We start from the raw sequence: 22,504 nt of genomic DNA on the forward strand, positions 1-22,504 counted from the left end.
TCAGAAGTAGCTGTCTAATGCATCAGTCCCATCGAAAAAGAGAACGTGCGTAGCGGCGATGGCAGAAGGCCGGGCATTTTGGCCCGATCTGTCAAAGGTGGGATGGAGGGCTCACTCTCCGCTATATCAACCCCAGCCACGATCCCCGAGGGCGAAGTCGCGGATCTGGGACGGGACGAAATCTGCGGTCTCGGAGCTTGCGGCGTAGCGAGTGACGGTGATGGCACCCGCGCCGATCTCGAGCAGGTTGAAATCGTTTTCTTCACCGCGATGGCGGGTCGACAGGCCAGTACCGGCATGGACTTGCAGCATCGCATTGCGCCCATCCTTGTGTGCGTAGGGATCCGCGCGCCAACTATGCAGGTGGCCCGACAGGACTGCGTCGACGCCCATCTGTGACAGCATGTCCTTGGCGCACTCGGCGCCGCGCGTCGGCCTCTTGCGGTCAGTCGCAAGCTGCTCAAGCGGGTGATGCGCGACGATCAGGCAGGTGCGGCTTTTTCTGTCGCCCAGCGCGCAATCGACACGTGACAGCGCGCTGGGCGACACCTGACCGCTTTGATGGGCAAAGCGATTGACGGTGTTCATGCCCAACACGATCAGCTCGCTATCCTCGAAGCTAGGCTCCAACTGTGGCGAGATGTGGCTGCGATATTGTCGCCATGGCCAGAGGATGCGCGCCAGCGGATTATGCAGGGGAATGTCGTGATTGCCGGGCACCACGAGCACCGGCGCCTCAAGGCGCTGCAGGAACGCGCGCGCGGCGCGAAACTGCCCAGACCTGGCACGCTGGGTTAGATCCCCCGAAATCGCCACCAGATCGGGTGCGAGCATGTTTACCGCCGTAATCAATGGTGCCAGCAACTCTGGTCGGTCGCGGCCAAAATGCAAATCCGACAAATGGACAACGCGCCTCATCGAGTATCCCCCTGCCGATTGGGCGGTACGATGACAGTGAGTGCGTCCTCGACCACTTTCAGTTCCAGCGGTGCGCGAATGCGCTCGCGCTCTCCGTCGAAAGCGACGTCGCAGGACCGGCGGCGCGTTTCGATGCGGATGCTGTCCGCCGTGATCATGTCAAAATCCACGTCATGCTGCGCGCGCCCCATGGCCAGCGCCAGCGCGTTTCGTAACATGCCCCAGCGTCCGGTATCGGGCGCAATGAAAAGCGCCAGACGCCCCTCGGCGATATGCTCGCGCCCCTCCAGACCCATCTGGTCCAGTTGGAAGGCGTTGTTCACTGCGAACGCCAGCGGCGTGCGTCGACTGATGCGCCCGCCGTTAGCCTCGATCGTTAGCTTGAGTGGGCGGCGCAGCGTCGCCAGCGTCACGAGAACCGACCAGTAGGCGGCGAGGCGGCTGCGGCCCCATCTACGGTAGGTTTGCTCGCGCGTGCGAAGGATAGTTGGGTAGGCGCCAAGGCTGGCGTTGTTGAGAAAAATGCGCCCGTTGACGTCGCCCACCCGCATTGGCCTGCGTGCGCCACTGCCCAAGAGCTGGACTGCGCTGGCGATGTCGATGGGGACGTCGAGGGAGCGGGCGAAGTAGTTGAACGTGCCCAGTGGAATGATACCGAGGCTAGCGTCCCGGCCACGCAGCGCGCTCGCGACCGCTGCGATGGTGCCATCGCCCCCGGCGGCCACAATGATCTCGAACCCCTCTTGCAAGGCGGATCGCGCGGATGAGGCGATATCGTCGTCACGGTCAAGGACCCACACCTCGTAGTTGCGGGCGATGGCAGATAGGGCACTGCGGATCACCACCGCAATCTGTTCAGCGTCGGTCTTGCCCGAGCCTCCGTTTAGCAGGACGCAGGTGCGCTTGGAGGTATGTTCAGTTGCGTCGTGCTTCATGGAATGATCCTGTCGTCACCGCGTCGGGCTCACTGCTCAACGGCGCGGGGTCATTGATGTTCCATCATCGAAGGGTTTAGACACTGCTTCGAAACGAATAATATGGGTTTTGGGATAAGCGGGGCGCGACGGCAGAGATCTGGCTTGTGCATCAACAAACGTAAAGCGCCCCCCGATGGCGTTACCAGCCCTGCGGCAATGCAAGCAAACAGGCGTAGTAATACCCAAAACGACCTCTGGCGGACGAATTGGGCAACGCTGCCCGATGATATCGGAGTTGCTACGCAACGATTTTGAAGCCACTCAATTTGCTGCAATTGTGGGCAACTTGTCGAACACCCGACTCGGTCCCTGAGCTAACCTAGGTGCAGCCGAGTATGTTGGAATGTGCGCGTACTGCCCAAGATCGCACTTTGTTTGTGCGACACCGGCGAAAGCCAATTGGCCGCGACCTCGCAGCGTTATTATACCCTTACGCTGGCCAATTCAATTTGACAGCAACTTTGCGTCCGAGGCACACCGATGGCCTTGACGGGAATCGCGCATCTCGTGCTAGGGTTTTGTTAGTCGATCCAGCGGCCATCGAGTCGAGGGAAAATACGGCAACATCGCGCCCGCGCTGATTTCAGGGAATCCGCTCACCCATCCGCGTGCAGGCTCTTGACGCCGCGAAACGGTATGGGAGATGACAATGTCCGAGACTGAACAATTCCCCGCAACGCTTTATGGCCCCGCTGAAAGGCATATGGCCGAGAGCCTGATCGAGATTGAGCGCCAAGCGCTCGCCGAGAATGACGAGGATTGCGACTGCAAAGACGGCATGTTCACCGGTCTGACGCGGCGCGGCCTCTTGATGGGCGGTGTGGCTCTTGGTGGCAGCGCGCTCGCCGGTAGCCGCGCACAGGCCGAAGCACCTCCGGGCGCAATCGAATACGATGTCCAGCCCGATCCGACCAAGGAACAGGGCCGCTTCATCCTCGACGATGGTGGCTATGGCTCGCGCTCGCAGTTCGAAAACGAGGTGCGCTGGCGTTATCCGACGGCCAGCCTCGATTCCAGCTGGTCGATGACGCCGCTGGCCTCTGGGCAGGGAATTATGACCCCTTCGGGTCTGCATTTCGAGCGACATCACGCCGGTATCCCCACGATAGATCCGCGCACGCATGAGCTGATCCTGCACGGCATGGTCGACCAGCCGATGCGCTTTACCGTGGACGATCTGAAACGGCTCCCTGCGGTCAGCAAGATCCACTTTATCGAGTGCTCCGGCAACGGCCTGACCGAATGGGCCAAGCCAACGCTCAAGACGGTGCAGGGCACGCATGGCCTGACCTCGACGTCCGAATGGACGGGCGTGCGCCTGTCGACCCTGCTGGAGATGGCGGGCGTGCAGGACACCGCCGCCTGGATCCTTGCCGAAGGCGCGGATGCGGCCGTGATGACCCGCTCGGTCCCTATCGACAAAGCGATGGACGATGCAATCGTGGCCTATGCGCAGAACGGCGAGGCGCTGCGCCCTGAGCAGGGTTATCCACTGCGCCTGCTACTGCCAGGCTATGAAGGCAACACTCATATCAAGTGGCTGCGCCGCCTTGATGTCAGCGACAAGCCGTTCATGACGCGCGAAGAGACGTCGAAGTATACAGACCTCATGCCGGACGGCACGGCGCGGCAATTCTCGCTGGAGATGGAGGCGAAATCGGTGATCACCTTCCCCTCGGGCGCGATGAAGTTGCCGCGCGCGGGCTTTTACGAGGTAACCGGCATCGCTTGGTCGGGCCGGGGCACGATCACACGCGTCGAGGTGTCCACCGATGGCGGCGCGACATGGCAGGAGGCCGCGCTGGACGGCCCGGTCCTGCCCAAGTGCCACACGCGGTTCCGCCTGCCATGGACCTGGACCGGCGAGGAGGCTGTGCTGCAAAGCCGCACGGTGGACGAGACCGGATATGTACAGCCGACGCTGGAACAACTGGTCGAAGTGCGCGGGCTGAAATCGGTCTATCATTTGAACGCAATCCAAAGCTGGCATATCGCGCCGGACGGGGAGGTGACCAATGTTCACGCGTAACCTGACGATCATTTGTGCCATGGGTGCGCTGACTGGCGCCTTGGCTGGCCCGGCATTGGCGCAGGATGACGCCCGCACCGTTGCCGCGCTGCCCGAAACGCTGGAGGAAACGGGCGAGCGCGCTCCGGCACAGGTGCCACAATCCAGCGCTGAAACCGTGGGCGACATCGCCCCAACGGACAATGCCTACGGCGTGGGCCAGCCCGCCAGCGAGGCCGAAATCGCGGCTATCGACATTGACGTGATGCCGGACGGGCGCGGTTTGCCCGAGGGTAGCGGCACCTATGCCGAGGGCGAGGGGCTGTATGAAGAGGTCTGCGCCGCCTGCCACGGCTCGGACTTGATGGGTGTTTCCGAACTGGGCGCACCCCAGTTGATCGGCGGTCGCGATACGCTCGCTTCGGACAAGCCCGTCAAGACCGTCGAAAGCTATTGGCCCTATGCCAGCACGCTCTTTGACTATACCCACCGCGCCATGCCGATGACTGAACCCGGCTCGCTTACGGCCGATCAGGTCTATGCTATCAGCGCCTATATACTTGGGCAGGCGGGCATCACCGGGACCGAGCCAGACACGGTGCTGGATGCCGCTTCCATGGCCAAGGTCGAGATGCCGAACGCGGACGGCTTCGTCGCTGACCCCCGTCCCGACGTGGGCGAATAGGCATCGTCAATACTGCGTGCGGACCGGCCCGCAGGATCGAACATGAGCGAGACCTGAACCGCCCCCCCGTGCGCGTGCTGTGGGTTGGGCCGGCATTGAAATTTCGCGAGCATCCTCTCGCGGGGAGTGCCGGAGGACGACGCCGAGTTCCATGCGCATGCTTCCGAACGTTTCAGGCTTGCCGGCCAGCCCGACAGCCCCTGACATGACGAGAAGTTTCACTAAATTTCCTGAAAGCCTACGCTAGCGAACCGGCCCGCGCCGATCACAGCCACGATGGCTGATTGCCAGCCTTGGACTATCATCGTGCCCCCCCTTCGCCGTCATCAATTCCGCTTTTCAACCGACACCCAGCGGGATGCACGATCGACGATCAGATCCGTCCCTATCGGGAGCACGCGGTGCAGTGGGTCCGGACGTCGTAGAAGTTTATTCGGACAGGGCGATCTCATGTGCGAGCATGCCCCGCTTGCAGTCACTCAAATACGCTTTCCCGACGCGTCAAATAACATCTCGTTGGCTTCGCTCCACGTCAGAGCGACGTCTTCGCCTTCGGACGTAAACCTTTCGGACGCGTTTTGGCGGACGGTGACAAGCGTGCCGTCTGCCAACTTTACGTGAACAAGCGTTTCTGCCCCGAGTGCTTCGGTATAAAGGACTGTGCCACTCACCTTGTGATCGGCGGTGGCGATCGTCAGGTGTTCGGGGCGCACGCCCAGTGCGACGGCAGAGGCGGTGGCGATATTCGCCAACTCCGCCTTCATGAAGTTGGTCGGCGGTGATCCGATAAAGCCTGCTACGAACTGGGTCGCCGGATTTGCATATACTTCAAGCGGGGCACCAATCTGCTCAGCGACACCGCCATTCATGACAATCATACGGTCGGCCAGGGTCATCGCCTCGACCTGATCGTGGGTGACATATAGGGACGTTACGCCCAGACGCCTTTGTAGCTGTTTGATTTCCAGCCGCATCTGCACGCGCAGCTTGGCGTCGAGATTGGACAGGGGTTCATCGAACAGGAACACCGCAGGTTTGCGCACAATAGCACGACCCATCGCAACACGCTGACGCTGACCTCCGGACAATTCGCGCGGACGGCGTTTGAGATAGGGTTCGATCTGAAGCAGCTTGGCAGCGGCGCCCACGCGCTCGGCGATTTCGGCCTTGGGGCGGCCTGCGATCTTTAGCCCATAAGCCATGTTGTCGAAAACTGACATATGCGGGTAAAGCGCGTAATTCTGGAACACCATCGCGATATCACGATCCATCGGCTCGCGGTCATTCACGCGTTCGCCATTGATGCTGACCTCGCCCGAGGTGATCGTTTCAAGCCCCGCAACCATGCGCAAAAGCGTGGATTTCCCGCACCCCGAAGGGCCGACGATCACGATCAGCTCGCCCTCCTCGATGTCGATATCGATGCCGTGGATTACGTCGGTCTTGCCGAAGGATTTCTTGATGCCCTTTAGGCTTACGGTCGCCATTTGTTATTTCTCACTATCGACAAGGCCGCGAATGAACAGCCGCTGCATGCTGATGACCACAATCACTGGCGGTATCATTGCAAGGATGGACGTCGCCATGATCACCGGCCAGTCGGCGACATCATCGCCCGACGGGAACATCTGCTTGATCCCCATGACGATCGTATTCATCGACGGGTCAGTGGTGATCAGCAGCGGCCACAGATATTGGTTCCAGCCGTAGATGAACAGGATCACGAACAGGGCCGCGATGTTCGTGCGACTCATCGGCAGCAGGATATCCCAGAAAAAGCGCATGGGCCCCGCGCCATCGACGCGAGCAGCCTCGGCCAGTTCGTCGGGCACAGTCATGAAAAACTGGCGGAACAGAAAGGTGGCAGTGGCCGATGCGATCAGGGGAAAGATCAGCCCCGAATAACTGTTCAGCATACCGAACCCCGCAACGACCTCATACGTTGGAACAATCCGCACCTCGACCGGCAGCATCAGGGTCAGAAAGATCAACCAGAAGAACAGTTTGCGCCCCGGAAAACGGAAGTAAACGATGGCGAAGGCCGATATCAGCGAGATGACGATCTTGCCGATGGCGATACCCATCGCCATGATGAGTGAGTTCGCCATCATCAAGGCGACAGGTGCATTGATGCCCGCGAGCAAAGCCTTGCGATAGTTTTCAAAGAACTGATCGCCCGGCAGCAGCGGCATGGGCGGTTTGACGATCTCGGGCTGGGTCACGGTCGAAGCGACAAATGCCAGCCAGATCGGAAAGAACACGAACAGAAGCCCGATGATCAGGCCCAGATGGGTCAGCCAGTGACCCATCCCGCGCCTTTCCACCATGCCTGTGCGCGTGTTTGTCTGATTGCCCATCAGTAATGCACCCGTCGTTCAATGAACTTGAACTGCACGATAGTCAGCAGACCGACGATGAACAGCAAAACAACGGATTGGGATGCGGACGATCCAAGGTCCTGCCCTACAAATCCGTCCGAATAAACCTTGTAAACCAGAATGGTGGTGGATTGCTGAGGCCCGCCCGAGGTGATCGTGTGGATGACCCCGAAGGTCTCAAAGAAGGCGTAGACGATATTGACGACCAGCAGGAAAAACGTGGTCGGCGACAGCAGTGGAAAGACGATCGTGCGGAACCGTGTCCAGAACCGGGCGCCATCAATGGCGGCGGCCTCGATCACCGATTTCGGAATCGCCTGAAGCCCGGCCAGAAAGAACAGGAAATTATAGCTGATCCGCCCCCAAGAAGAGGCGACAACAACAAGGCCCATCGCCTCGTCGCCGTTCAGCACATGGTTCCAGTCATAGCCCAGCATGCCCAGATACCATGTCACGACGCCCACCCGCGTATTGAACATGAATAGCCACAGCACCCCCGCGACGGCCGGAGCAACGGCGTAGGGCCAGATCAGCAGCGTGCGATATACACCCGACCCTTTGATCAGCCGATCCGCCAACACGGCAAGGTATAGGGCGATCCCCATCGACAGGACGGTCACAAGGATTGAAAATATCGCCGTCGTGACGAACGAAGCGCGGTAATAGGGATTGCCGAACAGGTATTCAAAATTGCCCAGACCGACAAACCGCATCGACAATCCGAAAGGGTCGGGGATGAACAGTGACTGCCAAATCGCCTGACCAGCGGGATAGAAAAAGAAAACAGCCGTCACCACCATCTGCGGCAAGACCAGCAGAAGCGGCAACCAGATACCTTTGAAGGTGACGCGCTTTTCCATGAAATGATGCACCGCGCCCCACAACAGCGAGGCGCGGTATTGCCTTAGCGGTTCGCTTGCTCGAACCGGCGAAGCAGTTCGTTGCCACGGCTTGCAGCACGGTCCAGCGCGGCCTGCGCGTCCTTGTCGCCAGCCCAGACGGCCTCTAGCTCTTCGTCGATGATCGTGCGGATCTGGTCAAAGTTGCCAAGACGCAGCCCTTTGGAGTTCTCCGTCGGTGCGTTGGTCGTCATCTGGAGGACCGCCACATCCGTTCCGGGGTTTTCCTCGTAAAACCCCTGCTCACGCGTCAGTTCGGCGGCGGCAGTGGTAATCGGCAGATAGCCGGTGTCCTGATGCCACTTGGCCTGAACCTCTGGCGAGGAAAGATAGTTGAGGAAGGCCGCGACGCCTTTGTATTCCCCGTCATCCTGACCGGCCATCACCCAAAGGGATGCACCACCGATGATGGTGTTCTGAGGGGCATCAACCAGTGCCGACCAATACGGAAGTGGTCGAACGTCAAAGTCGAACGTCGCTTCGTCTTTGATACCGGCATAGCCAGCGGAACTTTCGGTAAAGAGCGCACACTCACCCGCCCGGAAGTTTGCGCCGCCCTCATTGCGACGCCCGGCGTAGATGAACTTGCCATCCTTAGCCCAGTCACCCATTGCCTGAATATGCGCGACCTGCGTCTGACCGTTCATGACCAGTTCGGTATCAAGCCCGTCAAAGCCGTTTGCCTGCGTGGCAAAGGGGACGTCGTGATAGGCAGACAGATTTTCCAGATGAATCCAGCTTTGCCATGCGGTGGTCAACGGGCAGCTGTGGCCGGCCTCTTTCAGCTGGTCAAGAACGGTGCCGACGTTCTCCCATGTCGACAGGTCCGTATCCGGTTCGATCCCGGCGTCTGACAGGGCATCGCGGTTGACCCAAAGCACCGGCGTGGACGAATTAAAGGGCATCGACAACATGTCCCCATCGCTGGTCGTGTAGTAGCCCTTGACCGATCCAATGAACGCATCGGGGTCAAAATCCGCACCCGCGTTTGCCATGACTTCATAGACCGGATTGATGGCCCCCGCGGCGGCCATCATCGTGGCAGTGCCCACCTCAAACACCATCAGAATGTCGGGCTGCTCGCCAGCGCGAAAGGCAGCGATACCGGCATTCAACGTCTCAGAATAGTTGCCCTTGTGGGACGCGGTCACAGTATAGTCTGATTGCGAGCCATTGAAGTCCTCGACCTGAGCGGCGACCAATTCCCCCAGCCGACCTGTAAAAGCGTGCCAGAATTCGATTTCCGTCTGTGCAGCAAGCGGCGCTGCGATCACAGTCGCGGATGCCGATGCCAGCACTAAGTGTCTGATGTTCATGTCGACCCTCCCAGTTAAACGATTAATGCGTGCCACCACGATAGAACCAAGTCCTTTGGTTAGGCAACCAACTCGCGTTGAGCGCTTGGAAGGGGGCGCGAACGGCGCCCGGAACAGTACTAAGATATTGCACAGACAGCAAAATCGGTACGGCCCAGACTGGACGTCGATCAAATTTGCCTACTCAAATTTGCCTACTCTATGCCCAGAATGACGGACTGGATGCCGCCGATCATCTCGAAAACCCGCCTTTTCGAACCGCAAGGATACGTTGCCATTCCACTTAGGTAGGGCAACCATTTTGATCCTTTTGAAGCTGCGAATAATCAGCCACTCTGAATTGCGCGGATTTCCGCCTTCGCCGGACAATTAGGGATTGTTTCGGAAACTTCGTGACGACTCAATCGTTGAGTTATCACAACGCATAAAAAGGGAGTTCTGAATATGCTCACGCCCAATATCAAGTTTACAGCGATTGCTGTCGCTGCCTGCACGGCGCTTGCGGTTCCGGCTTTTGCCGAGACAGTCAATTACACCACTGATCTGACAGCCGGGGCCGAGGTTCCGCCAACAGACAGTGCTGCGACGGGCACAGCAGACGTGACCGTAGATACCGAAGCCAAAACGGTGTCTTGGACAGTAACGTATGATGGTCTGACAGGGGATGCGACCGGTGCGCATATCCACGGACCCGCCAGCGAAACCGAGAACGCCGGGCCAGTCATCGACATGTCCGAGTCGATCATGGAAGGTAGTGGCGACATTACTGACGAGCAGCTGAGCGAGCTGGAAGCTGGCCAGTATTACGTGAACGTCCATACGGAACAACACCCCGATGGAGAGATTCGCGGACAGCTTTCCAAAGCTGAGTAATTGCTGAATGACATCATGAAACATGCCCTCCGTCGGAGGGCGTGTTTTTTTGTGACGTGTGCGATGTGTCGCCGCGCTTGCGGGGCAGCCGCAGCCTCGCAGCGGAAAAAGACGTGCATCGCCAAGGATGACGTCGACCCGACTAATTCGGCCTGACGGTCGCAAATCTGGGCTATTGGACTGACCCAGCAACAAGGCGATGCGCACCTCAAAGTGCAGATTAATTTTGGCGTAGGGCTTGCGTAGTTCCGTTTCTGCGGTGGACAGGTCGACGAGAAACCAGACTCCATGGTTCGCGTCCGTTGCCCAGCGCGCGATCCTGAAACTTTGCCAGCGGCCAAGCGCTCAGGGCACGATCATCCTGCAACCGGTGAATTTTATTCGCTGGGAATGGTCAGGACGGTATTAATGTCGGACAGCGTCCATTCGATGTAGTTGCCAGCGAAACTGCTCCTTGGCGATAAGATCGCCCTGATCGACTGGGGACCACTTCGGTGATAGTTTTCCATGCCCGCCAAATGCCCATCTTCGAGTTCTATCCGCATAAGACCCAAGCGATGATCTTTGACGCCGCGTCGGGCGTTAGCCTCTTGCGGCGGGGCCTGCGCAGCTGAAATGGCAAAAGCTCAAGAGCGCAAACCTCCGTCTAAAATCATCCAAAGGATTGCCTTTCGGGACAGCATCACACAACCTAAAGGTGCGTTCGATCCACATCGCCATCGATTTTCGGGCATCCCTCGCGTCAAATGATCGCGACCAACAGAAGCCACAGATCTGATTTTGGGAGAGATGGCGCAAGGAAAGACAGAACGATAAGGACGGCGGAAATACGAACGTCTCTGTCGGCAGTCATCTTGAGTATCCAACCGGAGGAGAATCCCATGTCAGCAAAAGCCATAGACCCACGTCAGCCATCGCTGGTTCTGGCCCTCGTGCCGGTCATCCTGACGTTGTTGCTGCTGGGTCTGCAATTGTTCTATTTCAACGACTTCACGCCGCAAATACCGTTGGCGATCGGGCTGGCGATCACTGGGGTGGTGGGCATCTATCTGGGACATGATTGGGGCAGTATGGAAGAGGGGGTTTTCCACGTTATCAATGTCTCGTTGCCATCTGTCTCGGTGCTGATTGTCGTCGGCATGATCATCGGTGTCTGGATCGCCAGCGGCACGGTGCCGACGATCATCTACTACGGGTTAATCATCTTGACGCCGCAAATCTTTCTGGCCGCTGCAATGATAATGTGTTCGGTCGTTTCCGTATCGCTTGGCACGTCTTGGGGCACGGTCGGCACGGTGGGCCTTGCGCTGATGGGAATCGGTGCGGGCTTTGATGTGCCGATGTACTGGACTGCAGGCGCTGTCGTCTCTGGAGCGTTCTTTGGTGACAAGATTTCGCCGCTGTCGGATACAACCAACCTCGCCCCTGCTGTTACGGCGCAGAACGTGTTCGCGCATATCCGTAACATGATGCCGACGACCATTCCTGCCATGCTGATTGCATTGGGGATCTATGTTTGGGCCGGTTTCAGTCTGGTGCAGGGAACAGATGGCGCCTCATTTGAACGCATTGACGCGATCACGACCGCCCTTCAGGCAAACTTTACGATTTCTCCATGGCTGCTGGTGCCGGCATTGCTGGTGATCGCGTTAGCCGTTGCGCAAAAGCCGCCAATTCCGTCGCTGTTTGCCGGTGTGCTCGTTGGTGGCCTCGCTGCGATTATTGCGCAAGGTGCTACCCTGCATGAAGTTTTCCAGTTTGCGAATAGTGGCTACAAGATCGACACGGGTGTCAGCGAAATTGACAGTCTGCTGAATAGTGGCGGGATCCAGTCGATGATGTGGACGATTTCACTGATCCTTATTGCGCTCGGCTTTGGCGGCGCGTTGGAGCGTACCGGCTGCCTGCAAACCATCATCGCCGCGATCCTGACCAAGGTTCACAGCTTTGCCGGTGTGCAGACAGCGGCAATCGGCACGTCGTTTGCCACAAATCTGGTGGCTGGCGATCCCTACCTGTCGATTGCGCTGCCCGGACGCATGTATTCGCCGGTTTATCGGGGAATGGGCTACTCCACGCTGAACCTGTCTCGCGCGACCGAAGAAGGCGGGACGTTGATGTCACCGATGATTCCCTGGAATGCCGGGGGCGCCTTTGTAATCACCGCACTTGGGCTGGGTATATCGGGGCAAAACCTTGAGAACCTGCTCTATATTCCGCTGTCCTTTGCCTGCTGGATGACACCGATAATCGGTATTATTTACGCTTGGACCGGGCTTTTCTCGCCGCGTGCCAGCGAGGCCGAGCGCAAGGACTGGGCGGATAACGATCGTGAAATCACGGATATGAGTGGATATGGCTATGAGTATCCATTGACGCCTGCAGAACCCCAACCGGCGCCCGCAGAGTAATTCTGCGTCGGAAGAGAACATCTGTCCCGCCCTGCTGAAAGTCGGGCAGGGCGACTGGCGTTTAGGTCAAACAGTCCAACCTCTATTTACATTTTGAATCCAGACACTAGCGTGGAATTTCATGATCTGTGCAGACTACCAGCAGGTTTGAATGTCGGTAGGCTTCCGGGATGTGCAAAGGATGAAGGCCATATGAGTATTGTACTCGAGGCGCGTGGGCTCACGAAAGAGTTCAAGGGGTTCGTGGCCGTCAACGACGTCGATCTCAAGGTCGAAAAAGGGACGATCCATGCGCTGATCGGTCCCAACGGGGCGGGTAAGACCACCTTTTTCAACCTGCTGACCAAGTTTCTACAGCCGACTCGCGGCACCATCCACTACGAGGGCCGCGATATTACCCGCCTGCCCCCGGCGGAAATCGCGCGGCTTGGCATGGTGCGCTCGTTCCAGATATCGGCGGTGTTCCCCGATCTGAGCGTGCTTCAGAATGTGCGCGTCGCGCTTCAGCGCAAACGCGGCGAGAGCTATGACTTCTGGCGCTCGGAAAAATCGCTGACACGTTTCGACGACGCGGCCCGCGAACATATCGACGAGGTCGGCCTGTCCGAATTTGTGCATCACCGCGCCGCTGAATTGTCCTATGGACGCAAGCGCGCGCTGGAAATCGCGGCAACGCTGGCGCTGGAGCCTGAAATGCTGCTGCTGGATGAGCCGATGGCCGGCATGGCGCAGGAGGATATCGAGCGTATCTCGGCGCTGATCAAACGCGTCGCAAAAAACCGCACGATCCTGATGGTCGAGCATAACCTGTCGGTGGTCGCCAACCTGTCGGACCGGATCACTGTTCTCGCGCGCGGGGAGGTTCTGGCCGAGGGTGATTATGATGCGGTATCCAAATCGCCCGAAGTGATCGAGGCCTATATCGGAGCGGGCTATGACTGAAGCCGCAAACAAATCCGCGCTGCTGCGCGTCGAGGGGCTGCACGGCTGGTACGGCGAAAGCCATGCCCTGCACGGGATTGATTTCGAAGTCAAAACCGGTGAGGTCGTCACCCTGTTGGGCCGCAATGGCGCGGGCAAGACATCGACCCTGCTGGCAATCATGGGCATGTTGCCACGGCGCGAAGGGTCGATCCGGTTTGGCGACACGGAAACCATCGCGATGCAATCGCGTCATATTGCAAGGCTCGGCATAGCGATCTGCCCTGAGGAACGCGGCATTTTCTCATCGCTGAATGTCGATGAAAACCTGATGCTGCCGCCGCGCATTGCCGATGGCGGCCTGAGCGTTGAGCGGATTTACGATCTTTTCCCCAACCTCAAGGAACGTCGGCGCAGCCAAGGGACAAAATTATCGGGCGGTGAGCAGCAGATGCTGGCGATCGCGCGTATCCTGCGCACCGGTGCCAAGCTGCTGTTGCTGGATGAGCCGACCGAGGGCCTCGCGCCCGTCATCGTCCAGCATATCGGCCGCACCATCAAGGAATTGAAGAAAGAAGGTTTCACCATCGTGCTGGTCGAGCAGAATTTCCGCTTTGCCGCCTCGGTCGCGGACCGGCATTACGTGGTCGAACAGGGTCGCGTGATCGACATGATCCAGAATACAGATCTGGACGCTAACACAGACAAGTTGCAGGCTTATCTCGGCGTGTGAAGAATGACGAACTGACGCAACATGCGTCACATCAAGGAGGAAAATGTCATGATGAAGAAGCTGGCACTGACGACGGCGCTCGGCGCGCTTGTCGCGGGGGCGGGATACGCTCAGGGGATCGACGTCAAGCTGGGCGTGCTCAACGACCGCTCCGGCGTTTACGCGGACCTTTCGGGCGAAGGCTCGGTCGTGGCTGCACGTATGGCAGTCGAGGATTTCAAAGCCGCTGACAAAGGTCTCAACGTCGAGATCATCTCGGCTGACCATCAGAACAAACCCGATATCGGGTCAAGCATCGCAAATCGGTGGTATGACGAAGAGGGCGTGAATGCGATCCTCGACGTGCCGACCTCATCGGTTGCGCTGGCAGTGGCCGACATTACCGCCGAAAAGAACGGCGTTCTTATCGATTCCGGCGCCGGGTCCACGCAACTCACCCGCGAGCAGTGCCGCCCGACGACGATCCACTGGACATATGACACCGCCGCGCTGGCAAATGGCACCGGGGCAGCAATGACCAACGCAGGCGGCAAGAAATGGTTCTTTCTGACTGCTGACTACGCGTTCGGCCACTCATTGGAGGAAAACACCGTGAAGGTGGTCGAGGCCAATGGCGGCGAAGTCGTTGGCACTGTCGACGTGCCGTTCCCGGCGAACGACTTCTCGTCCTTCCTGCTTCAGGCGCAGGGCAGCGGCGCGGATGTGATCGGGCTGGCCAATGCCGGCGGCGACACTGTCAACGCGATCAAGCAGGCGTCGGAATTCGGCATCACACAGGCAGGGCAGAAACTGGCCGCGCTACTGTTCTTTGTCACCGACGTTCACGCGCTGGGGGCCGAGACCGCACAGGGCCTGTCGCTGACCGAAGCGTTCTACTGGGATCAGAACGACGCGACGCGCGCGTGGTCCAAGCGATTCATGGACACGCACGGCGCGCAGCCGACGATGGTGCAGGCCGGGGTCTATTCCGGCACGATGGCCTATCTTGCCGCAGTCGAGGCCGTGGGGAACACCGATGGCAAGGCCGTCGCGGCGCAGATGAAGTCGATGGACATCGACGACCCGCTCTTTGGCAAGGTCAACGTGCGCGGTGACGGCCGCGCTGTCCACGACATGTACCTCTTTGAGGTAAAGACACCTGACGAGTCGACCGGCGAGTGGGATCTCTACAACCAGATTTCGTCGATCAGCGGTGAGGATGCGTTCCTGCCGATGCTGGACGAGTGCGACTTTACCAAGCAGTAAAGACAAAACCTGCCACCCTCCGGGACATCCGGAGGGCGGCGCATAACGACATACGACAACGCACCGGGACTCCGCCATGTTCGAGCTTTTGGGAATACCGCCGCAGGTTCTTCTGGGCCAGCTTTTGCTGGGGCTCATCAATGGGTCGTTCTATGCGGTGCTGTCACTGGGGCTGGCGGTGATTTTCGGCCTGCTCAACATCATCAATTTCGCGCATGGCGCGCTCTATATGGCGGGCGCGTTCGTAGCATGGATGCTGCTGCATTATCTGGGCATCGGATATTGGCCGGCGCTGATCCTGGCGCCGCTGATTGTCGGCGTGTTCGGGATTATTCTGGAGCGCACGATGCTGTCGCGCCTCTATCACCTCGATCACCTTTACGGGCTACTGCTGACCTTTGGCCTCGCGCTGATCATTCAGGGGCTGTTTCGCAATTATTACGGCGTCTCAGGCCTGCCCTACCGCATACCGGATCTGTTGTCGGGCGGTCACAATCTGGGCTTTATGTTCCTACCCAACTACCGGGCTTGGGTGGTCGTGGCGTCGGTCTTGGTCTGCTTTGGCACATGGTTCACGATTGAAAAGACGCGGCTTGGCGCCTATCTCCGCGCCGCCACGGAAAACCCCGCACTGGTCAGCGCCTTCGGGATCAACGTGCCGTTGCTGGTCATGCTGACATACGGGTTTGGCGTGGCGCTGGCGGGCTTTGCCGGTGTGCTGGCGGCTCCGATATATTCGGTAAACCCCAACATGGGCGCCGACCTGATCATCGTCGTCTTTGCGGTGGTGGTGATCGGCGGCATGGGCTCGATCTTGGGCGCGATTGTCACTGGCTACATGCTGGGCATCATTGAGGGACTGACGCGTGTGTTTTACCCCGAAGGGTCGGCTGTGGTGATCTTTGTCATCATGGCAATCGTACTATTGATAAAGCCCGAAGGGCTGTTCGGGAGGGCCGCGTGATGGCTGCGCAAGATACAAACACCGACACCATCATCGCAGCGCCCGCCCCGCAGGTTGCCGGGATGCCTATGCTGCACAAGGTGATCTTTGTTTTGCTCCTGATCTTCTTGGCTGCGTTGCCATTCATGGTCTATCCGATCTTTGCGATGAAGGTGATGTGCTTTGCCCTCTTCGCCGCCGCGTTCAACCTGCTGCTCGGGTTTGGCGGGCTGCTGTCATTCGGGCATGCCGCGTATTTCGGCGGGGCCAGTTACGTCGCCGCCCATGCCGCCAAGGTCTGGGGCCTGACGCCCGAACTCTCGGTGCTGTGCGGCACGGCGGCGGCGGCCCTTCTGGGGCTGGTAATCGGCGGGCTGTCGATCCGCAGGCAGGGTATCTATTTTGCCATGGTGACGCTGGCATTTGCCCAGATGGTCTATTTCTTTGCCCTGCAAGTGCCGTTCACCGGCGGCGAGGACGGTATCCAATCAGTGCCGCGCGGCAATCTATTCGGGCTTATTTCGCTCGAGAACAACATTTCGCTCTATTTCTTCGTGCTCGCCGTGACTTTTGGGGGAATCCTATTTCTCTACCGCATCGTTCATTCACCCTTCGGCCAGGTGCTAAAGGCCATCCGGGAAAATGAACCGCGCGCGATTTCGCTGGGCTATAACGTCAACCGTTACAAACTGATGGTGTTTGTCCTTTCGGCCACCTTTTCCGGGCTGGCCGGGGCCACAAAAAGTCAAGTGTTCCAACTGGCCTCGCTGACCGACGTGCATTGGATGATGTCGGGCGAAGTGGTGCTGATGACGTTGCTGGGCGGGATGGGCACCATCTTTGGCCCGCTGGTGGGTGGCGCGCTGATCGTGACGATGCAGAACTATCTTGCGACGTTCGGCGCATGGGTTACAGTCATCCAAGGGGTCATCTTTGTGATCGGCGTTCTACTGTTCCGCGAAGGCATAGTCGGCGTCATCTCGCGTTGGCTCAAGCGCCCGCTCTAGAACGGGCATGCGCAATCGACTGCCTATGGCGATCTTCTGCTCCAATCGCTTCATGATCGGGACAACCAAGATGGGGTCGTCCCGATCCAAATTTTCAGAGCAGCGCCAGCAGTTTCTGCGCCGCTTCCTCGGAGGATGCTGGGTTCTGGCCCGTCACCAGTTTGCCGTCCGTCACCACGAATGAGGCCCAATCGTCACCTTTTTTGTAGTCGCCGCCATTCGCTTTCAGCATGTCCTCGACCAAGAACGGCACGACATCGGTCAGGCCGACGCCCTCTTCTTCGGTGTTGGTAAAACCGGTCACGGTCTTGCCCGATACCAGCGGCTTGCCGTCCGCGCCCTTGGGATGCTTGAACACAGCGGGCGCATGGCAGACAGCGCCGATTGGACGATCGCTTGATGCGAAGGTCTCGATCAGCTTTTTGCTGTCGCCGTCTTCAGCCAGATCCCAAAGTGGACCATGTCCACCGGGATAGAAGATTGCGTCAAACCCGTCGGCAGAAATGGTGGACAGAACTTCGGTATTGGCCAAGTCCTTCTGCGCGGCATCGTCGCCCTTAAAGCGCGTGGTGGCGTCGGTCTGGGCATCGTCCGTGTCGCTGGACGGATCAAGCGGTGGTTGGCCGCCCTTGGGCGATGCCAGCGTGACGTTTGCCCCTGCATCCTTGAAAACGTAATAGGGTGCCGCAAACTCTTCGAGCCAGAAGCCGGTCTTGTTGCCAGTGTCGCCCAACTTGTCATGCGACGTGAGTACCATGAGAATATTCATTGGTTTGTTACCTCTTATTTCTGCGTATTTCAGGCGCTCAGCTTGATGACGCGTTTGCCAAAAGCTTCGCCCTTCAGCAGCCCAACAAACGCCGAGGGCGCCTGTTCCAAGCCGTCGATCATTTCCTCGCGATATTGGATCTTTCCTTGCGTCACCCACTCGCCCATCTGCTTGGAGAACTCAGGGTATAGATGACCGAAATCGTCAAAGACGATAAAGCCGCGCATGGTCATCCGCTTGCGCAGGATCGTGCCCATCAGCAGGCTCAGGCGGTCGGGACCGTCCGGCAGCGATGTGGCGTTATATTGCGAGATCAGGCCGCAGACCGGGACCCGGGCAGAGGCGTTGAGCAAGGGCATGACCGCATCAAAGACCGCGCCGCCGACATTCTCGAAATAGATGTCGATGCCTTCCGGAACGGCAGCTTTCAGCGCCTTGGGAAATCCGTCAGCCTTGTAGTCAATGCAGGCGTCAAACCCCAGCGTGTCAACAACATGGGCGCACTTCTCAGCCCCGCCGGCGATTCCAACAACATGAAGGCCAAGGATCTTGCCGATTTGACCGACTGTCGCACCAACCGGGCCGCTGGCACCGGCAACAACGAGGGTTTCACCTGCCTTCGGTTGTCCGATCTGGGTCAGGCCCGCCCAAGCGGTGAGGCCCGGCATCCCCAACACGCCAAGCGCCCAAGAAGGGTTCTGGGGCTGTTTGCCCATGTTGATAACGCCAGTGCCGTCCGACAGTGCATAATCCTGCCAGCCGCCAAAAGCGACGACCCAATCATCCTTCTCAAAGCCGTCCACGTCCGACGTCACAACCTGAGCCACCGTGCCGCCCACCATCACGTCACCTATCTGGACCGGAGCGGCGTAGGAGGGCGCATCGCTCATCCGGCCGCGCATGTAGGGGTCGAGCGACAGGTATTCGTTGCGTAGCAGCATCTGGCCTTTGCCAGCTTTGGGCAGATCACCCGTCTCTAGGCGCAGGGTGTTTTCATCGGGCGCGCCCTTGGGACGCTCGGCCAGCACAAATTTGCGGTTTTGTGTTTTAGTCTGGGTCATGAAGGGGACTCCTTTTTTGGAACAGACCTAGTGTCTGGTCCGATTTTTTTCGTGGTGCGGCGATCTGCCTCGCGCAGCGTTCTGCATCGCAGGATGCGTGGGCTCAGCCGTAAGCACCGACTGAGTACGTCAACTCGTAGCTATGGCTATAAAGCTCGAATACAATGCCAAAGGGATCTTCGACATAGACCATCCGATAGGGTTTTTCGTCGGGAAAGTACTCGCGAACCGGCATGCGCTGCTTGCCACCTGCCGCAACAATCTTGGCCAGCAGGCTTTCGAGGTTGGGGTCCTGAATGGCAAAGTGAAAGGTGCCGTGCTGGCGAAAGGACAGGTTGTCCTGAGGGGCATGGTTGCCGTCGAATTCGAACAGCTCGAACCCAATCCGATCGGCTGTTGCCAAATGCGCGATACGCAGGCGGCTCCAGCCGGGGCCAAAGACGTCCGTGCACATCCGGCCAATATCGCTGTCGTCCTCGGTGACCTCGGTCGGCTCCATAATGGTGTAGAACCCAAGAACTTCGGTGTAGAATTTCACTGCGGCGTCAAGGTCTGGCACAGACAGGCCAATGTGCGAAAAGGTACGGGGTGTTGGTAGCATGATGCGATCCTCTGCGTTCAATTTAGACAGAGATAAGTGGCCCCGGCCGTTATGTGAAATAATCATTTCAATAGATATTGATAACGATTAGTAATGATTCATGCTGAACGCCAAGTGGTTAGAGACCTTCGCCGTATTGATCGAAACCGGCCACTTTACCCGGACCGCCGAACGGCTGGGTATGACCCAGCCGGGCGTGTCGCAGCATTTGCGCAAGCTGGAGGATCAGGTTGGCCAACCGCTGATCTCGCGCCAAGGCAAAAGCTTCAGCCCTACACCCGCTGGCGAAGCGGTACTGGCGGTGGGACAAGCGAGGCGCGCCGAGGAAAAGACCTTGTTCGAGGCCGTCCTGCGCGATGATCCCGCTGTTGGGGAGGTGGTCGTTGCCTGCTCAGGAAGCTTTGCAATGTTGCTTTATCCGCATCTTCTTACCCTGATGCAGGCGTCGCCCGACCTGATCATCCGGCTCGAAGCGACCCCGCAAGATACCGTCCTGTCGGGCGTTCTGGAGGGCCGGTTTGATCTGGGCATTGCGGATCACAAGCCGGACCATCCTCGGCTGGATGCAGCGCATTTGGGCAAAGAGGAGCTTTGCCTTGTCCTTCCGTCCAATGAGCCATCATCGCCTATCACCTTCCAGACGCTCGAAGATCTTGGCTTCGTCGCACATCCCGACGGGTTCGCTTATGCGGACGAGCTGTTCTCCCTGAACTTCCCCGATGCTTTCAGAGGGTCGGATCATCTGCGGGTCCGCACGTTCGTGAATCAGATCAGCCAGATCCCTGCTCCTGTCGCCCATGGCATCGGGTACACGCTGTTGCCAAGAAGCGGCATAAACGCCTACCCCGGCAAAGACCAAATTCGCGTCGCCCAGCTTGCGAAGAGTCGCCATCATGAACTCTGGACGGTGTTTCGACGCGGCCGCATCCTGCCCGCGCGGGTCACCCGCATCGCGGACCTTATCCAATCCATTGCATTGGACCTTGAGAAGGTCGACTAAAGCCCGCCACTGCTCATCGGGGGGCGTCAGCCAATCAGAGGTAAGCCGCGATCGGGGCAATGGAAGTGGTCTGTTCAAAAACTCTTATTGATTTGGGTGCCGGTGGGCGCGCCCCGTGCGGACTCTTCGCCGGGCTACATGTCATGCAGGATTTCGTTCACAGTAGAGATGACTTGGAAGCTGTGCGGCTCGCTCAGGTGTGGGCCAATCGGTAAGCTCAAAACTTCACGGGCCAATTGGGTCGCCAGGGGAAGTTCTTGATCTGTCAGTGCCTGATCTGCATAGGCCTTTTGCGCATGTGGAGGGATCGGATAGTGAATGAGCGTCTGAATGCCCGCATCGGCCAGTCGCTGGGCCAGCGCATCTCGACGCGGATGGCGTATGACGAACAGGTGCCAAGCCGAAGTCGCGCCAGAGGCGATCTGCGGCAAGATGAGATCTGGCCCCGCCAGCCCGTCAAGATAAGCTTCGGCCACCTTGGCGCGGCGGGAATTCCATTCGTCCAACACGTCCAGCTTGACCGACAGAAAGGTGGCCTGCACCGGGTCCAAGCGGCTGTTCAGGCCCGCATAGTCGTTGCGATATTTCTCTTGCGAACCGTAGTTGCGCAGCATCCGCAATCGATCGGCCAAGGCGGGATCATTGGTGGTGATCCCGCCAGCATCGCCGACGGCGCCGAGGTTTTTGCCGGGATAGAAGCTCCAGCAGATGATGTCGCCATGGCCGCCGATGCGCTTGCCGTTCCAAGTGGCGCCATGCGCCTGAGCAGCGTCCTCGATAACCTTGAGCTCTAATTCCTGCGCTACAGCGCAGATCGCTGTCATGTCCGCAGGCTGGCCGTACAGATGTACGGGGATCACGGCCTTCACTCCCGGCTGCATGGCGGCGCGGATGCCTTCGGCGGTTATGTTGTAGGTGGCAGGATCAGGTTCGACCGGGACCGGGGTAGCGCCGCACTGGCTGACTGCCAACCAAGTCGCCACATAGGTGTTCGACGGCACGAGGACCTTGTCGCCCGGGCCAATCTCAACGGCCATCAGCGCAAGGCGCAGGGCGTCCAGCCCATTGGCGACCCCTATTGCATGGCTAACGCCGCAATAGCGGGCAAAGGCCTCCTCAAAGGCTTCGACCTCGGGGCCGAGGATGTACCAGCCTGAGCGCAGCGCCCGCAGCATCGCCGGTTCGGCACGCTCGGCCAGTTCGTCATAGGCGGCCTTCAGGTCCAGAAATGGAACACTCATCTCAGGGTCTTTGCTGCGGTCACGAACTGGTCGTAGTCGTGAATGTAATCGCTTTCCTCATAAGGGGTCGAGGCCAGCACCATGCAGACCGCCCCGGAAGAGAAATTGTCCAGATACCTCCACATCATCGGGCAGATGTAGATCCCGAAGTAGGAACGGTTCAAATGAAATCGCTCCTTGTCGACTCCATCGTCAAGCACCACGTCAAAGCTGCCGGACATGGCGATCATAAACTGGTGCAGCCCCTTGTGCGCATGCGCCCCACGATCCGATCCGCCCGGCACATCGTAGAGGTAATAGACCCGTTTGATATCAAAGGGGATATGGTTCATCCCCTCAATAAAGGTCAGGTTGCCGCGGGCATCCTCGATTTTGGGTAGATCAATGAAACGGCAATCTTTGAGAGGCATTCGGGAAGGTGTCTCCGTCGGCTGTCGGTGGCCCCATATCGCTTTGCGCCGGGCATGAGGTTGGTATGATATTCTTGTTATGCCCCAGCGTTTCAAATAATGCCATTG

The 22,504-nt window shown here is 58.7% G+C and carries 21 protein-coding genes; 10 read left to right on the top strand and 11 right to left on the bottom strand.

Features of this window, described 5'->3' with window-relative positions; all coding sequences use genetic code 11:
• Positions 1-126 precede the first annotated feature (126 nt).
• Both U3654_RS15760 and U3654_RS15765 read right to left on the bottom strand, forming a co-directional pair.
• The gene (locus tag U3654_RS15760) at positions 127-918 is read right to left on the bottom strand and encodes a metallophosphoesterase (RefSeq protein ID WP_324752495.1); all 792 of its coding nucleotides are present in this window, start codon (positions 916-918) and stop codon (positions 127-129) included.
• Entirely contained in the window at positions 915-1,853 is a 939-nt protein-coding gene (locus U3654_RS15765) for a diacylglycerol/lipid kinase family protein (protein WP_324752496.1), read from the bottom strand. The genes U3654_RS15760 and U3654_RS15765 overlap by 4 nt, the downstream gene beginning before the upstream one ends.
• 691 nt (positions 1,854-2,544) lie before the next feature.
• On the opposite strand from U3654_RS15765, the gene soxC reads away from it, so the two are divergent.
• Positions 2,545-3,924 (top strand): sulfite dehydrogenase, encoded by a 1,380-nt coding sequence (gene soxC / locus U3654_RS15770; protein ID WP_324752497.1) that lies wholly within the window; start codon positions 2,545-2,547, stop codon positions 3,922-3,924.
• The gene (locus U3654_RS15775) at positions 3,911-4,588 is read left to right on the top strand and encodes a c-type cytochrome (protein WP_324752498.1); all 678 of its coding nucleotides are present in this window, start codon (positions 3,911-3,913) and stop codon (positions 4,586-4,588) included. The genes soxC and U3654_RS15775 overlap by 14 nt, the downstream gene beginning before the upstream one ends.
• Before the next feature lie 479 nt (positions 4,589-5,067).
• On the opposite strand, the gene ugpC is transcribed toward U3654_RS15775, so the two are convergent.
• Genes ugpC through ugpB form a run of 4 tightly spaced genes read right to left on the bottom strand, consistent with a single transcriptional unit; the run spans position 5,068 to position 9,181 of the window.
• Positions 5,068-6,075 carry a sn-glycerol-3-phosphate ABC transporter ATP-binding protein UgpC gene (gene ugpC / locus U3654_RS15780; RefSeq protein WP_324752499.1) on the bottom strand — a complete coding sequence of 336 codons (1,008 nt, stop codon included), beginning with the start codon at positions 6,073-6,075 and terminating at the stop codon, positions 5,068-5,070.
• A 3-nt stretch (positions 6,076-6,078) separates the two neighbouring features.
• On the bottom strand, positions 6,079-6,915 hold the full coding sequence (ugpE, locus tag U3654_RS15785; protein WP_324755304.1) for a sn-glycerol-3-phosphate ABC transporter permease UgpE: 837 nt from the start codon (positions 6,913-6,915) through the stop codon (positions 6,079-6,081).
• 29 nt (positions 6,916-6,944) lie between these two features.
• Positions 6,945-7,826 (bottom strand): sn-glycerol-3-phosphate ABC transporter permease UgpA, encoded by an 882-nt coding sequence (gene ugpA, locus U3654_RS15790; protein WP_324752500.1) that lies wholly within the window; start codon positions 7,824-7,826, stop codon positions 6,945-6,947.
• A gap of 44 nt (positions 7,827-7,870) precedes the next feature.
• Positions 7,871-9,181 (bottom strand): sn-glycerol-3-phosphate ABC transporter substrate-binding protein UgpB, encoded by a 1,311-nt coding sequence (ugpB, locus tag U3654_RS15795; RefSeq protein WP_324752501.1) that lies wholly within the window; start codon positions 9,179-9,181, stop codon positions 7,871-7,873.
• A gap of 444 nt (positions 9,182-9,625) precedes the next feature.
• Between ugpB and U3654_RS15800 the strand changes: the two genes are divergently transcribed.
• The 7 genes from U3654_RS15800 (at position 9,626) to U3654_RS15830 (ending at position 17,314) form a co-directional block, all read left to right on the top strand.
• Complete coding sequence (locus U3654_RS15800) at positions 9,626-10,054, top strand: CHRD domain-containing protein (protein ID WP_324752502.1); 429 nt, start codon at positions 9,626-9,628, stop codon at positions 10,052-10,054.
• Positions 10,055-10,935: 881 nt separating this feature from the next.
• Positions 10,936-12,465, top strand: a complete 1,530-nt coding sequence (gene nhaC / locus U3654_RS15805; protein WP_324755305.1) for a Na+/H+ antiporter NhaC — start codon at positions 10,936-10,938, stop codon at positions 12,463-12,465.
• 192 nt (positions 12,466-12,657) lie between these two features.
• Positions 12,658-13,407: an ABC transporter ATP-binding protein gene (locus U3654_RS15810; protein WP_324752503.1), complete on the top strand. Its 750-nt coding sequence runs from the start codon at positions 12,658-12,660 to the stop codon at positions 13,405-13,407.
• The gene (locus tag U3654_RS15815) at positions 13,400-14,119 is read left to right on the top strand and encodes an ABC transporter ATP-binding protein (RefSeq protein ID WP_324752504.1); all 720 of its coding nucleotides are present in this window, start codon (positions 13,400-13,402) and stop codon (positions 14,117-14,119) included. Before U3654_RS15810 ends, U3654_RS15815 begins: the two co-directional genes overlap by 8 nt.
• 48 nt (positions 14,120-14,167) lie before the next feature.
• On the top strand, positions 14,168-15,364 hold the full coding sequence (locus tag U3654_RS15820; RefSeq protein WP_324752505.1) for an ABC transporter substrate-binding protein: 1,197 nt from the start codon (positions 14,168-14,170) through the stop codon (positions 15,362-15,364).
• Positions 15,365-15,440: 76 nt separating this feature from the next.
• A complete protein-coding gene (locus U3654_RS15825) occupies positions 15,441-16,328 on the top strand; it encodes a branched-chain amino acid ABC transporter permease (protein WP_324752506.1) in 888 nt (295 codons plus the stop codon).
• Positions 16,328-17,314 (top strand): branched-chain amino acid ABC transporter permease, encoded by a 987-nt coding sequence (locus U3654_RS15830; protein WP_416384527.1) that lies wholly within the window; start codon positions 16,328-16,330, stop codon positions 17,312-17,314. Before U3654_RS15825 ends, U3654_RS15830 begins: the two co-directional genes overlap by 1 nt.
• Positions 17,315-17,408: 94 nt before the next feature.
• On the opposite strand, the gene U3654_RS15835 is transcribed toward U3654_RS15830, so the two are convergent.
• The 3 genes from U3654_RS15835 to U3654_RS15845 all read right to left on the bottom strand — a co-directional run bounded on the left by U3654_RS15835 (position 17,409) and on the right by U3654_RS15845 (position 19,745).
• Positions 17,409-18,083, bottom strand: a complete 675-nt coding sequence (locus tag U3654_RS15835) for a type 1 glutamine amidotransferase domain-containing protein (protein WP_324752507.1) — start codon at positions 18,081-18,083, stop codon at positions 17,409-17,411.
• Positions 18,084-18,112: 29 nt separating this feature from the next.
• The gene (locus U3654_RS15840) at positions 18,113-19,144 is read right to left on the bottom strand and encodes an NADP-dependent oxidoreductase (protein ID WP_324752508.1); all 1,032 of its coding nucleotides are present in this window, start codon (positions 19,142-19,144) and stop codon (positions 18,113-18,115) included.
• A gap of 103 nt (positions 19,145-19,247) precedes the next feature.
• Positions 19,248-19,745: a lactoylglutathione lyase family protein gene (locus U3654_RS15845; protein ID WP_324752509.1), complete on the bottom strand. Its 498-nt coding sequence runs from the start codon at positions 19,743-19,745 to the stop codon at positions 19,248-19,250.
• 100 nt (positions 19,746-19,845) lie between these two features.
• On the opposite strand from U3654_RS15845, the gene U3654_RS15850 reads away from it, so the two are divergent.
• Positions 19,846-20,745, top strand: a complete 900-nt coding sequence (locus tag U3654_RS15850; protein WP_324752510.1) for a LysR family transcriptional regulator — start codon at positions 19,846-19,848, stop codon at positions 20,743-20,745.
• 134 nt (positions 20,746-20,879) lie between these two features.
• Here the strand turns inward: U3654_RS15850 and U3654_RS15855 are convergent, their stop codons facing one another.
• Both U3654_RS15855 and U3654_RS15860 read right to left on the bottom strand, forming a co-directional pair.
• Complete coding sequence (locus U3654_RS15855; RefSeq protein ID WP_324752511.1) at positions 20,880-21,986, bottom strand: DegT/DnrJ/EryC1/StrS family aminotransferase; 1,107 nt, start codon at positions 21,984-21,986, stop codon at positions 20,880-20,882.
• A complete protein-coding gene (locus U3654_RS15860) occupies positions 21,983-22,396 on the bottom strand; it encodes an FdtA/QdtA family cupin domain-containing protein (RefSeq protein ID WP_324752512.1) in 414 nt (137 codons plus the stop codon). The genes U3654_RS15855 and U3654_RS15860 overlap by 4 nt, the downstream gene beginning before the upstream one ends.
• Positions 22,397-22,504 lie beyond the last annotated feature (108 nt).

Source organism: Roseovarius sp. Pro17 (genome assembly GCF_035599575.1).
In the GTDB taxonomy this organism is placed as follows: Bacteria; Pseudomonadota; Alphaproteobacteria; order Rhodobacterales; family Rhodobacteraceae; genus Roseovarius.

Bases quoted from the DNA above. Each gene is read 5' to 3' on its own strand.
- U3654_RS15840 (WP_324752508.1), bottom strand. From the start codon at position 19,144: ATGACCCAGACTAAAACACAAAACCGCAAATTTGTGCTGGCCGAGCGT.
- ugpA (WP_324752500.1), bottom strand. From the start codon at position 7,826: ATGGAAAAGCGCGTCACCTTCAAAGGTATCTGGTTGCCGCTTCTGCTG.
- U3654_RS15760 (WP_324752495.1), bottom strand. From the start codon at position 918: ATGAGGCGCGTTGTCCATTTGTCGGATTTGCATTTTGGCCGCGACCGA.
- U3654_RS15765 (WP_324752496.1), bottom strand. From the start codon at position 1,853: ATGAAGCACGACGCAACTGAACATACCTCCAAGCGCACCTGCGTCCTG.
- U3654_RS15800 (WP_324752502.1), top strand. From the start codon at position 9,626: ATGCTCACGCCCAATATCAAGTTTACAGCGATTGCTGTCGCTGCCTGC.
- U3654_RS15810 (WP_324752503.1), top strand. From the start codon at position 12,658: ATGAGTATTGTACTCGAGGCGCGTGGGCTCACGAAAGAGTTCAAGGGG.
- ugpB (WP_324752501.1), bottom strand. From the start codon at position 9,181: ATGAACATCAGACACTTAGTGCTGGCATCGGCATCCGCGACTGTGATC.
- ugpE (WP_324755304.1), bottom strand. From the start codon at position 6,915: ATGGTGGAAAGGCGCGGGATGGGTCACTGGCTGACCCATCTGGGCCTG.
- nhaC (WP_324755305.1), top strand. From the start codon at position 10,936: ATGTCAGCAAAAGCCATAGACCCACGTCAGCCATCGCTGGTTCTGGCC.
- soxC (WP_324752497.1), top strand. From the start codon at position 2,545: ATGTCCGAGACTGAACAATTCCCCGCAACGCTTTATGGCCCCGCTGAA.
- ugpC (WP_324752499.1), bottom strand. From the start codon at position 6,075: ATGGCGACCGTAAGCCTAAAGGGCATCAAGAAATCCTTCGGCAAGACC.
- U3654_RS15850 (WP_324752510.1), top strand. From the start codon at position 19,846: ATGCTGAACGCCAAGTGGTTAGAGACCTTCGCCGTATTGATCGAAACC.
- U3654_RS15855 (WP_324752511.1), bottom strand. From the start codon at position 21,986: ATGAGTGTTCCATTTCTGGACCTGAAGGCCGCCTATGACGAACTGGCC.
- U3654_RS15860 (WP_324752512.1), bottom strand. From the start codon at position 22,396: ATGCCTCTCAAAGATTGCCGTTTCATTGATCTACCCAAAATCGAGGAT.
- U3654_RS15825 (WP_324752506.1), top strand. From the start codon at position 15,441: ATGTTCGAGCTTTTGGGAATACCGCCGCAGGTTCTTCTGGGCCAGCTT.
- U3654_RS15820 (WP_324752505.1), top strand. From the start codon at position 14,168: ATGATGAAGAAGCTGGCACTGACGACGGCGCTCGGCGCGCTTGTCGCG.
- U3654_RS15775 (WP_324752498.1), top strand. From the start codon at position 3,911: ATGTTCACGCGTAACCTGACGATCATTTGTGCCATGGGTGCGCTGACT.
- U3654_RS15835 (WP_324752507.1), bottom strand. From the start codon at position 18,083: ATGAATATTCTCATGGTACTCACGTCGCATGACAAGTTGGGCGACACT.
- U3654_RS15845 (WP_324752509.1), bottom strand. From the start codon at position 19,745: ATGCTACCAACACCCCGTACCTTTTCGCACATTGGCCTGTCTGTGCCA.
- U3654_RS15815 (WP_324752504.1), top strand. From the start codon at position 13,400: ATGACTGAAGCCGCAAACAAATCCGCGCTGCTGCGCGTCGAGGGGCTG.
- U3654_RS15830 (WP_416384527.1), top strand. From the start codon at position 16,328: ATGGCTGCGCAAGATACAAACACCGACACCATCATCGCAGCGCCCGCC.